The organism is Burkholderia sp. CCA53, assembly GCF_001685525.1.
Taxonomy (GTDB): Bacteria; Pseudomonadota; Gammaproteobacteria; order Burkholderiales; family Burkholderiaceae; genus Burkholderia; species Burkholderia multivorans.
This window is the reverse complement of record NZ_BDDJ01000001.1, coordinates 2939668-2952373: the sequence shown is the minus strand read 5'-3', so window position 1 is coordinate 2952373 and position 12706 is coordinate 2939668. Positions and strand designations below refer to the sequence as shown.

Here is a 12706-nt window from a genome sequence, read left to right as displayed (position 1 = left end):
GTTTCAACTAGAATGAAGCGATGGACCGAGAGATCGCCGCGCGATTACGTTGGGTACGCATGTATCACGAGACCGGCAATGCCGGCCTCGTGTGCGCACGGTGCGGCATATCTCGGCCGACACTTCGCAAATGGCTGCGTCGCTATCAGGAAGCTGGCGAAGCAGGTCTCCAGTCTCAAAGCCGTCGTCCACTGCGCAGCCCAAACCGGAAGGTCTCCGAGGCTGATCGGGCGACGGTCCTCCGATTGCGCGCTGAGCGCAAAGGCGCACGGCGGATCCAGAATGAACTGCGACTGCACGAGCAACGAGAGCTATCCCTCGCGACCATTCACAAGATCTTGAGCGAGGCGGGTGTAAAACCGTTGGTTCGATCCAGGCGACCGACGCAGCCGAAACGCTATAGCCGGCCGGTGCCTGGAGACCGCGTCTAGATGGACACGATGAAAATCGCTCGAGGTGCGTACCAGTACACGGCGATCGACGACTGTTCGCGATTCCGGGTACTGGCGATCTACCCACGCAGAAATGCCCGAAATACGCTGCTTTTTCTTAATCGCGTCATTGAGGAGATGCCGTTCCCGATTCAGCGTATCCAGACCGACCGAGGCGGTGAGTTCTTCGCCGAGTCAGTGCAGCGGCGCTTGATGAGCGAGTGCATCAAATTCCGACCGATTCCGCCCCGTTCGCCACACCTCAACGGCAAGGTCGAGCGTTCGCAGCTCACCGACCTCAACGAATTCTGGTCGGATCATCCACCGACCGGGGATGCGATCGACCAACGAATTGAGGAGTGGCAGTTCGACTATAACTGGCGGCGCCCGCACGGCTCACTTGGTGGCAAAACGCCCATCGATCGTATCGCGGAGTTAAGCGAAATTACGCCTCTCGCGGAGGAGGTGGAAAGTGCCTACGACGAAACGAAAGAACGAATTCGCCACCGTGAATGGCGCGTCGACAAGACCCTCGCCGAACATCACCGGCGCGTGGTGGAGCTCGCGTCTCCTAACGGAGCCTCGAGCTCCACCACGGAACGAAAAAGGCGCACCAAGAAGTGAAACGATGTCCGTGAATCGCACAATTCATTCGCTGGTGCGATGACACGCCGGAATACTCTGGATCTATTGCTCCAAATGCGTATGCCGCTCGAGCCGTGCGCGCAGCAGTCCCACGCACCAAGGCAAAAAGTGATTGTCTCCAGAGAGAACAGCTGCTTGCATGGTTCAGCGCCGTACGTCAAATAGACAATCCGGTTATCAGCACGTATCTGCAAGGGCTCCTGCTTACTGGGGCTCGCCGCGAGGAACTCGCCGCATTGCGTTGGAAGGACGTGGACTTCCGCTGGCGCAGTCTGACCATGAACGACAAGATCGAGGGCACGGGCGGCCGCACTATCCCACTCACACCGTATCTGGCAAGCCTGCTGACGAATCTCAAGCAGATGAACGAGATACCTCCGAACAGACGGCAGCTGGCCAGCCTCACCGAAAAGGGAAAATCTTGGTCGCCCTCTGAATGGGTGTTCACCAGCAACAGATCGGAGGACGGAAAGATCGCCGAGCCCAGAAAGGCCCACAACGGTGCACTCGAGGCCGCCGATTTGCCTCACCTCACATTGCACGGACTGCGACGGTCATTCGGTACGCTTTCGGAATGGGTTGAAGTCCCTGTTGGCGTCGTCGCGCAGATCCAAGGACACAAACCGTCCGCGTTGGCAGAGAAACACTATCGACGTCGGCCACTCGATCTTCTGCGGATGTGGCACGATAAAATTGAGTCGTGGATGCTGCTGCAAGCAGGTCTCGACCATCTCGTTACTTCCGCGACGGACGCGTAAACTGATGATGAAGCGGAAAAACGGCGCCCGGACGCTAACGGCCACACCTAAAACCACTCATAGCTGAGAGGTTGCACAAGGCCCGATGATGCAGCAGTACCTGCGCCTTATCTGACAAGGCGCAGCGCACAAAGCTACGCCAAGACTTACGCTCACCCGTTTGGGGAGAGTCCGTTACCGACCCTGAACTGCCCCTCGCCGGTGATCGCGCGATGTCCGGTGTATAGCCCAAAGCGGTCGCCGCACACCGTATGTGCCACCGCCGCTAGGGCGCCTCGTTCAGCACAAGCGTAGCCAGAGCATCCAATTTCTAACTGCTTGCCGTAAAAGCAGCATTTTCCGTAACGATCTTCAGCAGAAAGTCCATGACTGCCCGCACTTGTGGTGACCGCCACAGATCCCGATGCACCGCCATCCAGATATCACGCGCGAACCGTTGACCGTCGTATGGGACGCGTTGCAGGTTCGGATCGAGGTCCGCCAGAAAACACGGCAGGCCAGCTACGCCTGCACCCGTTCGCGCCGCAGCGACGTGACCCGTGATATCGCTGATTTCGCAGGCTATGGGTCTCCCATCTGCAACGCCCATTAGCCACTTTTGTTGGGGCATGTCGGCGAATCCAGCGTCGTAGACGATGAACTCCCAGGCAGAAGGATCATGCAGGTTCGGGTAGTCCTTGCTCGCATAGAGATCGAACGACATACGCCCCAGCTTGCGCACCACACTGGTCGCCTCCTCAGGCCGAACCAGTCGCAGCGCAATATCCGCTTCGCGCCGACTGAGCGAAACCTGTCGCGCCTCGCCAGAAACGGACAATTGCACACCTGGATGCGCAAGCCGGAAGTCTCTCAGGTGCTTCACCAGAAAACTTGCCACGAGCACTGGCGGCGCACTCAGCGTAACTTTGCCGGTCAGCGGGGAAAGGCTCGCGTCCAGGAATCGCTGGATCGCGTAAGCATTCTCTTCCATACCCTGTGCCAGTTCGAAAACACGCTGCCCAGCCGACGTAAGTTTGCAGGCCCTCGGAAGCCGTTCGACCAGCCGGGTTTTGACTTCACCTTCAAGTGCGCTCAAGCGACGGCTTACGGTCGCATGGTCGACCTTCAGTTTGCGTGCGGCTCCCGACAACGTGCCAATGCGAGCGACGGCGAGGAAATGGCGGATATTTTCCCAATCGAACATCTGTGCATTTTCTCAAGGAGAGTGTGCGGTTATACGGAATATTCGCACAAAGCCGAACTGCCTAACATCGAAACTCGTTAGGTAGATAAGGGTTATTTTCAGATGAGCATCTCCATGAGCCGCAATCAACGCGGCACTCTCGCTGCCGCAGGACTGGGCTTCGTCGTCGTTCTGCTGGATGTCAGTGTGGTCAACGTCGCGCTCGACGCTCTGCGGGGTCGCTTTGCGACGGACGTGACAGGCCTGCAATGGGTCGTCAACGCGTACACGCTGGCGTTCGCTTCTCTCCTTCTGACGACCGGAGTTATGGGCGACCGTTTTGGTGCAAGGCGGGTATTCACCGTGGGGCTTACGGTCTTTACGGTCGCCTCGATCATGTGCGGGATGGCCAATTCACTGCCGCTTCTGGTGACTTCGCGCGTCGTGCAGGGCGTGGGCGCCGCGCTGCTCGTGCCAAACTCGCTCGCAATGTTGCGCCAGACGTTCCCGGACACCGAGCAGAGAAGTCGTGCAGTGGGCTGGTGGGGTGCTGCCGGGGGGATCGCGCTTGCTGCAGGCCCCGTGCTGAGTGGACTGCTGGTGACTCATGTGGGTTGGCGCAGCATATTTCTCATCAATCTGCCTATCGGTGTTGTGGGAGTGGCACTGGCTCTGCGTCATGCTGCTTCCACCCCGTCAGCGCGCAGTCGAAACATCGATTTCCCCGGCCAGTTGGTGGCAATCGTTGCGCTCGTCGGTTTGACCGTATGCCTCACTGAGGCAGCCCGACTCGGCTGGCAGCACCCGGTAGTCTATGGCGCGCTGCTGCTGTCCGTGGTTGCCACATTGATATTTGTCTCACTGGAGTCACGCAGTGCGGAACCCATGCTTCCACTGGCGTTGTTTCAGACTGCCGCATTTTCCACCGCAGCAACGGCCGGTGTCGTCGTGAACTTCGCCTACTACGGTTTGATTTTTGTTTTCAGCCTGTTTTTCCAGATAGAACAGAAATTTTCTCCCCAGCAAACGGGTCTTGCATTCCTGCCCATGACCGTCGTACTGATGGCGGTGAACATCCTGGCGGGCCGCCTGCTCAATCGGGTCGGCGCAAGAAAACTGATGACCGGTGGAATGGTGATTGCCGCGTCGGGTTATCTGCTCCTGTTTCCAGTCCGTATCGCTGGCTCGTACTGGTTACTGGTCGTGCCGATGCTCATTGCCGCAAGCGGCATTGCCTTGATGGTTCCCACCATGACAAACATCGCACTGTCTTCCGTCGACGCGTCTCGGTCCGGTATTGCATCGGGCGTGCTGAACTCCGCAAGGCAGGTCGGAGGAATGCTCGGGGTGGCGGTGTTTGGGTTCTTCGTGCGGGATACCAGCCCCGACGCGTTTATGCAGGGTATGCACCTATCCATTGCATGCGCGACGGCGCTACTGCTGCTCGGCAGTGTGATGTGCGCGTACGGAATTCGAGAACCGCACGTTGCCCATACCGAGCTTACATCCGAAAAACTGGCATCGGAAAGATAAGTCCCAAAGTTTCGATCTGGGATTTACGCGAAGCTGATTATGACTCGTTGCTGCGTACGAGCGGACCCTCACGAATTTCGAGCGGATGGCCGTAGATGGCCGGCAGCCGCCGGTCGTGATCTATCATCGCCCGGTTTGGGAATATGTCAGCTTCGTCGGCCGTCACAATCTCTAGCGGCTCCGCTCTAGCAAGTTACTTTGGTTCCGCGACCATTTCGTCTGCCGGATAGAGCTGCAGCATCGCGCGCGCGGCCTCGATGTTCGGCGTTGTCAGCCATTCCTCCCAGTCATCCGGCCGGAGGATTACGACTGAGCGCTTTTCCTCACCCGGCCGGTGCATGTGCCGCATAATTGGATGCTCGCCGGCGTTCACGGTGATCATCGCCATCGCGTGCTGCTCGGTGCCGTCCTCGTACACCAGCGTGCGCCAGATGCCGGCGACGCAGAGCGGCCGCCAGCCGGCGAGTCCGATCCGATAGCGTACGTGCTTGCCCGTCTCCCAATTCGGCTCATAGATCCAGTTCGCCGGGATCAAGCAGCGCCGCCCGGCTCGCCACGCCGGCGCGTACAGTGGCGACTTGCCGATGTTGTCGTCGCGCACGTTCATCGTGCTGCGCATGATCGGCGGCTTGCGCCCCGCCGCCTTTGCCTTTTCGACGTTCGCCTTCTGCAGCGCACGGGGCCAGAAGCCGAAGTTCGCGATCACCGGTCGGAACTCTCCCTCGACGCTCGCGACGATCGGGGCGGCGTAGTCCTGATAGATCTCCGGCTTCCATGGCGTCCAGCGGTACAGGTCGATGAAGCTGTTGATCTTCAGCTCGCTTAGGCCCGGATCCTCGCCCGGCGCTATGTAGTTTCTGCACATTGCGTAGGCCTCGAAAAGACTGGATCACCGATCCGAGTAGACCGCGTCAGGATTTTCCGGCGGCTCCGCGTGCGGGGGAAACGAAACCTGCTCGATCGGGATAGACCCACTCAGCCATTCGTCCAGCGCAGTGCAAATGATGTCGTCATACACTTCATCGAACGCTGCACTTTCAGGTTGGCCGGGAGCATCGGGAAAGTGGTGCCGCCCAATTTCCACCATCCGGGGCTCAAGATACCCATACCTGCCAAGCTCGACGCCTTTGCCAAGGGTGTCGTAGCTGTTCACGTCGTGTGCTACCACCACGATCGACATGTCGTCGACGATCTGGAACTTGCTATATGCGATGCACCAGTCGATAAAAGCTTGCTGCACCACAGTCATCAGCATCGGAGTAAGCCTGATTGCGCCGCCCCAGCACCATCCCGACTCATGTAACTGCTTGATTCCAACCAGCAAGAAAGAGTTCGCCGCCATTGACTCGCACCCAATTATCCAGCGAAGCAATAAATCGATAATTTCATTCAAATAAACAATTATCGATATTACTAACGACCCCCTTTTTTACATTTCGTTTCATTTAAATATATTGATTTTTAAATCCTTAATTACTAGCCTTACCAGGCAGCAATTCCGCTGCACATCAAGGAGATTCCGATGAGTTTCGAAATCAAACTGACTGACATTCTGGAAATTGCGGACGCTGAGTCGGTGAATGCGACCGACAGCACAATGGGCGCCGCCGGGGGCGCGATCCTCGAAGGAATTTCGTGGGTCTACATGGAATAAGCGACTCGATCGATAGCTTTATGACCGCCCCGCAAAAAACGGGGCGGAACGACCATGCATGCACGAGACAATCGGGTTCACATAACGTGGTTTGACGATCAGGTAATCGCGCTCGACCTCAAATCAGATCGCTATACCGTACTATCGCCGGCACAATCCAAAAAACTAGAAACAGTTTCAAAATACAATCTAAAAAACAACGGGTGCAGCCAACTAGCCCCTAAGCACACCGGCGTTCCAGTTAACTGCTGGAAACTCACACCGGGCCAGTTGCGACTAGGCATACCGGCCTTTGACTGGATAAAATTGCTCGCCACACTCCACCGGGTTCACCGCATCTCAAGAGAAGACCGGATGTTAGGTCTTATAGAAGCGATCAATAACGAAAGAACCAAAATCAGGCCGTCCCAGACACGTGTGAGCAAAGAAGATCTTATCAGGTCGCTCAACCTAGCCTGCATGGCATATATCCGAAAGACAAAATGTCTGGAATGGGCGGCAACCCTCATTATTGCCGGGTATCGCTACGGATTCGATTTCAGTCTCGTTATTGGAGTTCAAAACCGTCCTTTCTTTGCACACGCATGGGTTGAATCCGATGGATCTGTCGTTGGCGATCATCCCGATCGCCGTACACAACTCGCTGTAATTTACGAGTTTCCGAAAAATGGTTAACGCGACGATCTTCAATCAGTCAAGTCAATGCGATTCCAACGAACTCGCTCGGGAAAGATTTTGGCGAGCCGACTCTCGCTATCTCGCAAGGTTCAAGCTTTCCTCCCAAGCCACCAATCCCGCCCTTATATTTGGCGAGAATAGCATTGCGCTCTGGTGTATCGCAGGTCGCGTATTGTCTCGCGACAGCGGCAAGGAAGCGCCGCAAGGCGATTTCATTGCGACATTTCTACGAGATGTTAGTGAGGTAGCGGCCCAATTCTGGGGCCCTTTTGCTGCAGTTGTATTTGATCGGAGAAATTCGGCGTCTATTGTTCTTTGCGATTCTTGCGGTCAATTTCCAATTTATTATTCACTCGATCGATCTGGTGATCTTCATATCGCTTCAGACGTAAACGACCTCCCTCCAATCGAACGAGGTCACGCGAAGCCGAATAATTCGTACCTTCACCGTTACCTCGCACACGGGTATGGCAATGTAGGCGAGACGGGAATCGAGGACGTCTGCCTTTTACCTCCGGGAATGTTCCTTACCTATCAACAGGGAAAGATTTCCCTCTCCCGGATGTGGTCTCCAAATGTACGGCCGAGACGATCAGTCGATCGTAATCCGATTGAGATATTGTCGACAGTCCTGCGCTCGCTTATAGAGCCCAGCAGACCTGCAGTTCTCGAGTTGTCGGGCGGTCTAGAGTCGACTGCCCTCGCGATCGCCGCACACCGCGCAGGACTGTCCGAGCAAATTACAGCTGTAACCCACTTCGATCCTGATCGGGCTTCATCAAACGAAGTGTCGGTTGCTCGCGCCGTCGCAGAAAAATGTCGGCTGCGACACGAAACTTACCCACTACTAAGCCAACTACCATTCGCACCGGTCCACGAAGTGCCCTTGACTGCGCGACCATCGACACAACTATGCTTCCTCGCCCAGACCGCAAATTTGGCTCAGGCTGGTGTTCCAGGGCGGAACGACACACTCATAAACGGGCACGGCGGAGATGCACTCTTCTTGGCACCCCCGCCCTTCGGAATACCTGTCGATGCTATGGCCAAACTTCGATTTGTACGAGCGTTCACCGCCTTGCGGGACCTCGCGATTTACTATCGGATACCGATTTGGACCGCGCTCAAACGGTCAATGCACGACGCGCGACAGTATTTTCGCGGCGGGCTTGGACAAAGCGCTGATCCGAGTGTCGTGCATGGATGCCCGAGGGCGATGCCTGCGGGTCTATACGACGATTTGCTAAACAATTGGAGATTGTTGGTACAACCAGGAAGAAGATATCAAATGGCTGCACTGGCGGCGACCCTGGACGAAACTGTGGTCCAGGTCCGCCCCACCATACGCCGCCCCATCTTGCCGTTTCTCGCGCAGCCAATGGTTGAACTCGCCCTCGGCGCTAGTTTGGAAGACTTGTTCACGGGTTATCACAACCGCCTAACCGTCCGACAAGCGGCCTTCGATTCGTCGAATTTGCCCAATCTATGGCGAACCGACAAAGGCGATACAACACACTCAGCCTTACAAGGTCTTTACGTGCACTATGACCACGTGCGAGAAGTTTGTCTGGACGGATTTTGTGTAGCGGAACGAATATTGCGTCGCGATGGTCTAGAGAAGCTACTTAAACGTGCCGCCGATGGGTTTCCCGTCGGTCTTGCCGAAATCACGCGCATCTACGCGACAGAAACGTTTGTCGGAGGAATGTTTAGTCGGCAGAAGTTGACCCACGCTGCACACAGAAGTACAGCGCGTACCGCTCAGTCCTTCCAGTAGAGATACAAGCGAGCATCAGTGAATCACCGTTTCCCAAGAGGGCAAAATGTCGTTTGCGCGAGAAATAACTAAAGATTACATTTCGGCATACCGTGTGGCAACTTCCAGTTACAAGACCCTGCCGATCCACTTCATTTTTGCAACAATCGGAATGCTAGCGATTTCCGCGCTCGGGACTGCGATACCATATTTCATGAGAGAGAGCACCAATGCTCTATCTCATCAAGATTATGGTCTTTCCGAACAATCAGCCTTAATTTTCGCTGCCGCATACGGAGTTTCTTGGACAGTCGCACGAATCGCTGAATGGATCAAAACAGCTTTCTCGGCAGCCATGCTCGCCAGATGTGACGTAGCATTTCAGAAGTCTTACTACTCACACCTGATTCGCGTAGATTATTCCCAATTATCAAAATTAGACCCCGGCACGATAGCGTCAATAATATCTCGAAGTCGCGCAGCCTTCAGCGCGCTCACTTTCACGCTGTTTTGGATCATTGCACCGACCATTTTTCAGCTCGTACTTACCACGACTGTACTTTGGCGACTAACAAGCCTGTCCTTCGCACTCGCTTTTGTAATTTCAATGCTTGTGCTCTTCGTAGCCACATGGACCTTGGCCGCGAGAACCAAAAGCGCTCACGCCGAAATATTTGGTGCGTCCAATCTTCTGTCCAGTCACTTGATCGAAAAACTCGGCTTCATGACGGATATTAAGGTGAATGACGCATACGGCCGTGAAGAGCGTTCATTAGATCGCATCCTAGGGAGATATGTTAACCAGGTGTCGCAAGGTAACGCACGGCTCTCGTTGTTGCTAGCTCTACAAGCGCTACTCACCGGTATCGCTCTCACGGTCTTTACCGTGATCGCAGCAGCAGCAGTGACTCGAGGCAAATTTAGCGTCGGTGATTTCGTAATGGTTACCGGATATATTGTTGCACTGACAGCACCATTCACCAATCTTGCCGCCTCACTCTCCGATCTCCGTCGGAATCATCTCGCCCTTTGCGAAGGTTTCGACATTCTCGCTCTTCCTCGAGAGTCAGATCTCTCCGAAATAGCAGAAAGCACGGGGAAAGGCCCTGTTTTTGAGTTCCGCGATGTAACCATGGCAATAGAAGGTCGCGAGATTCTGCACAAAGTTAATCTCCACGCTTACAACGGTGAAGTGACAGTCCTAATAGGCCCGTCAGGAAATGGCAAGTCGACCGTCATCAATTTGATGCTAGGACTATTGCGTCCGTCCGAGGGACATGTCCGGCTGAATGGAGTAGATATCTCTACGCTCTCCCCCACCGCAATATCTAAGATTGTGGCTGTGGCGCCGCAGAACCCGTTAATTGTCAGTGGTACGCTAAGGGATAATCTCGCCTTCGGTTGCGAAGAACCACCGAGCGATGATCAGTTGCTCGACCTAGTCGACGCACTTGAACTGCGAAGCTTAACCAAAAGCAGCACGGGCAACATACTAGATGCCACGCTCGGCGTTCAAGGCAGAGAACTTTCGGGGGGAGAAAAACAGCGGGTTGCACTTGGTCGCGCACTTGCACGCAGGACCCCCATCATTGTTCTTGATGAGCCCACGTCATCGCTTGATCCCCTTCGTGAAATCAGAGTGTTCGAACAAATACGTCGACGCGTACGTACAATCATCGCAGTCACGCACCGCGAGGCGCTATTGCATGTCGCAGATCGTGTATATCACGTGGAACACGGGAGCGTCATCGAATTCGTACCCGAATCTCCTGACCTAACTGCCCATCAGCGCCGACAACGCATGGATTAAGAGTACGGTCGCGTATCACACCACATCGGTCGCCTACTCCCATTGATGCTGACGACCGCGAAGGGACACAACTTCGCTACTGCAGCACTTTCATTCCTACCACATTGCAGATGACAATCGCGAAACGCCTTTTACTCTACGCTACGTCCCTTTCGTCTGATTTCCGTTGTTGAGGAATCGGTGCCAGCCACATGCGAGCAAATACAGTGTCTTGATCCGATCATACGAGACTCGATATCAGCTGACAGCCACACGTGGCGCGATGGCCGTGACGCGCGATTGGAATGCCGTCATCGGTCATCGATGCGTCGCCCTCTTCGATAACATTGGGTGATACGTCAGGATGCTGAGGGCACGACACATAGTCGCCTTTTCGTGCGACGTAGCGGCCGTCAAAAGACATTGTCGAAGAGGCCGTAATGACCGTGCCTTCGTGGTCAGTGTCATCGTGAAGGCGGATTAAATTTATCATGATATTTCGTCTTGACAAAAAAATTATCCTAATTTTCTGTTTTGCAAGAAGAGAATGAATTGGGGATGGCGACCATCTTAAGATTATCGTCGAGAATGAATTTACGCTCCCGGCACTCGGCAGGCTTTCCGTTCGATGCGTCGATATAGTATTTCGCGACAAGCATCTTGCTGTCTGCCTTGCTTAGCAATTCGGTGATATATGATCTACCATCCTGAATTTTGTTAGGCGCCTTGCCATTTGACGAAAACATATCCAGGGAGTTTAAATCCTTTCCCGTTGAAATATCTGATAAAGTGTAATAACGACACTCCATGCCACAACTATGGACCCCGATGTGATATTTTCCCGCGAAATTTATTACAGGAGGCTCCACTAGCTTGCCATCATCATCTCGCCAGCCGGAATCGGTTTTTTTGTAGTACTTTGGTATATGCAGAGAACCTCGATAAAGAGCGGAAGGATGATTTGCGAAATCGATATCCTGCCCCCAGCACAAGGCATGGCTCATTGCTGTAACCACAATGGCAAATTTCAGTAAAATATCACTCTTCATTGTTCGCTTTTTATTTAATCAAATCATCAAGACCACCAACAGGAACTGCAAGATCGCTATTTCCCGCGAGCTCGTCCGCCACATATTTTTCAAAATGCTCCTTCACTGATTTCATGTTGACGCCACCTTGACCATACTGATCGCCTGGCAGACTGGCCCACTCATTATTGGCATGATGCGTGAAAATCGCTCGTTCCAAGTCAGCATTTTTCACATCATCGAGACAATTTCGTTTGTATTTCATGATCGCAACAATATACCTATCCTGAGAAATTGGCGAGAAATCTTTGACCTTTGCCAATCTTCTGTAGGTTTGCCCCTCTTCCGGGAACCAGTTATATCCCATGATCTGATATGCGCCTGCAGCCGACGAGGTTATGCTCTTTCCGTTATGTTCTCGCGTGACAAATATCTTCGGATGGTCGCTAAAATCTCGATGATAATCTTTGATGAAAGACGGTCCGCCATATAGCCTCTCATATCCTTCTGGCCCCTCGGTGCCTTCGCCGACTCGAAGCATTCGTAAAAACGCACGCACCCTGGCTTCTTCTAGAGTAATACCAATCCCGCTCAGACCGCAGAAGTTACCGATAATCCCAATCGGATGAAAATGCCACGGATTTGGATCATCAGGAAATCCGTCCACTTTTTTCGCAGCAACCGCCTCCCACCATTGAAGCTTCCCGATGCGCTCGATTTCGGCCTTCCACAACCACAGTAGCTTCTTCATTAATGGCGATAACTCCTCCCATTTTCCCAAGCCTCCGCCCCATTCACTTTCACAACGCACGATGAGGTGGGAAAGCGCTTCCGCCGACCAATCTACTTCTTGCGCATGTTTCAATTCTTGTGCAGTCACCTTGCCATCATGGTTTGCATCGAGGGCCTTCTCAAGCTTTGCGATAAGCGGGCTCGAATTGACCGTTGCCGCGCTTGTTTCGAATTCCGTCTTGCTCTCATCGGCAAGAAATTGCTCTCCGACGTGGATGTAACGTTTGAACATGTCTCATAGCGATTAAATCGGCTCAGAACGAATCCACGAGGTGTTAGCTAGTCGACTTTGTCATGGTCGTCAGTGGGCCTTAATCGGCTCCTGACGACTAGACGCCCCGAACCATTTCATCTTCGGTCCGGCGCGCCCAGTCCTCGGCGTCACGTTTGGTGCGGAAAGTCTTGGCCGTAGTCGGCCAACGGATCTTGCGGATGACTGCCTTCCACGTGCCGGAAGGCGTCTTAACGATGGTCGCCATG

General features: G+C 54.2%; 10 protein-coding genes and 5 pseudogenes. 8 read left to right on the top strand and 7 right to left on the bottom strand.

All coding sequences use genetic code 11. The features are described 5' to 3' along the window. Window positions 1-20: 20 nt before the first annotated feature. Together BCR55_RS30840 and BCR55_RS13625 are read left to right on the top strand one after the other, a co-directional pair. Window positions 21-1055: pseudogene (locus BCR55_RS30840) on the top strand (IS481 family transposase). 23 nt (window positions 1056-1078) lie between these two features. Then, window positions 1079-1834, top strand: a pseudogene (locus BCR55_RS13625) (tyrosine-type recombinase/integrase); the annotation flags it as partial. A gap of 310 nt (window positions 1835-2144) precedes the next feature. Here BCR55_RS13625 and BCR55_RS13620 read toward each other — a convergent pair. Then, window positions 2145-3017, bottom strand: a complete 873-nt coding sequence (locus BCR55_RS13620; protein WP_065494666.1) for a LysR family transcriptional regulator — start codon at window positions 3015-3017, stop codon at window positions 2145-2147. Window positions 3018-3131: 114 nt separating this feature from the next. Between BCR55_RS13620 and BCR55_RS13615 the strand changes: the two genes are divergently transcribed. Then, window positions 3132-4529 (top strand): MFS transporter, encoded by a 1398-nt coding sequence (locus tag BCR55_RS13615; RefSeq protein ID WP_254209247.1) that lies wholly within the window; start codon window positions 3132-3134, stop codon window positions 4527-4529. A gap of 193 nt (window positions 4530-4722) precedes the next feature. Here the strand turns inward: BCR55_RS13615 and BCR55_RS13610 are convergent, their stop codons facing one another. Both BCR55_RS13610 and BCR55_RS13605 read right to left on the bottom strand, forming a co-directional pair. Beyond that, window positions 4723-5394 carry an SOS response-associated peptidase family protein gene (locus BCR55_RS13610; RefSeq protein ID WP_065494664.1) on the bottom strand — a complete coding sequence of 224 codons (672 nt, stop codon included), beginning with the start codon at window positions 5392-5394 and terminating at the stop codon, window positions 4723-4725. Between the two features lie 24 nt (window positions 5395-5418). Further along, window positions 5419-5922: a hypothetical protein gene (locus BCR55_RS13605; protein ID WP_139094035.1), complete on the bottom strand. Its 504-nt coding sequence runs from the start codon at window positions 5920-5922 to the stop codon at window positions 5419-5421. Window positions 5923-6051: 129 nt separating this feature from the next. Between BCR55_RS13605 and BCR55_RS33785 the strand changes: the two genes are divergently transcribed. From BCR55_RS33785 to BCR55_RS13600, 5 genes and pseudogenes are all read left to right on the top strand, one after another. Then, on the top strand, window positions 6052-6183 hold the full coding sequence (locus BCR55_RS33785; protein WP_258173644.1) for a hypothetical protein: 132 nt from the start codon (window positions 6052-6054) through the stop codon (window positions 6181-6183). A 54-nt stretch (window positions 6184-6237) separates the two neighbouring features. Beyond that, window positions 6238-6858 (top strand): lasso peptide biosynthesis B2 protein, encoded by a 621-nt coding sequence (locus BCR55_RS30835; protein WP_081059997.1) that lies wholly within the window; start codon window positions 6238-6240, stop codon window positions 6856-6858. Continuing rightward, window positions 6851-7867: pseudogene (locus BCR55_RS33900) on the top strand (asparagine synthase-related protein); the annotation flags it as partial. The gene BCR55_RS30835 and the pseudogene BCR55_RS33900, both read left to right, overlap by 8 nt. Before the next feature lie 282 nt (window positions 7868-8149). Then, on the top strand, window positions 8150-8638 hold the full coding sequence (locus BCR55_RS33410; protein ID WP_254661827.1) for a hypothetical protein: 489 nt from the start codon (window positions 8150-8152) through the stop codon (window positions 8636-8638). 46 nt (window positions 8639-8684) lie between these two features. Further along, a complete protein-coding gene (locus BCR55_RS13600; protein ID WP_059991262.1) occupies window positions 8685-10427 on the top strand; it encodes an ABC transporter ATP-binding protein in 1743 nt (580 codons plus the stop codon). Window positions 10428-10647: 220 nt separating this feature from the next. Here BCR55_RS13600 and BCR55_RS13595 read toward each other — a convergent pair whose 3' ends face one another. The 4 genes and pseudogenes from BCR55_RS13595 to BCR55_RS13585 form a co-directional block, all read right to left on the bottom strand. Continuing rightward, the gene (locus BCR55_RS13595; RefSeq protein WP_059991260.1) at window positions 10648-10899 is read right to left on the bottom strand and encodes a PAAR domain-containing protein; all 252 of its coding nucleotides are present in this window, start codon (window positions 10897-10899) and stop codon (window positions 10648-10650) included. A gap of 28 nt (window positions 10900-10927) precedes the next feature. Further along, window positions 10928-11455 carry a hypothetical protein gene (locus tag BCR55_RS13590; RefSeq protein ID WP_254661826.1) on the bottom strand — a complete coding sequence of 176 codons (528 nt, stop codon included), beginning with the start codon at window positions 11453-11455 and terminating at the stop codon, window positions 10928-10930. A gap of 10 nt (window positions 11456-11465) precedes the next feature. Beyond that, window positions 11466-12461, bottom strand: a pseudogene (locus BCR55_RS33895) (muramidase); the annotation flags it as partial. Between the two features lie 97 nt (window positions 12462-12558). Then, window positions 12559-12705: pseudogene (locus tag BCR55_RS13585) on the bottom strand (site-specific integrase); the annotation flags it as partial. Window position 12706 lies beyond the last annotated feature (1 nt).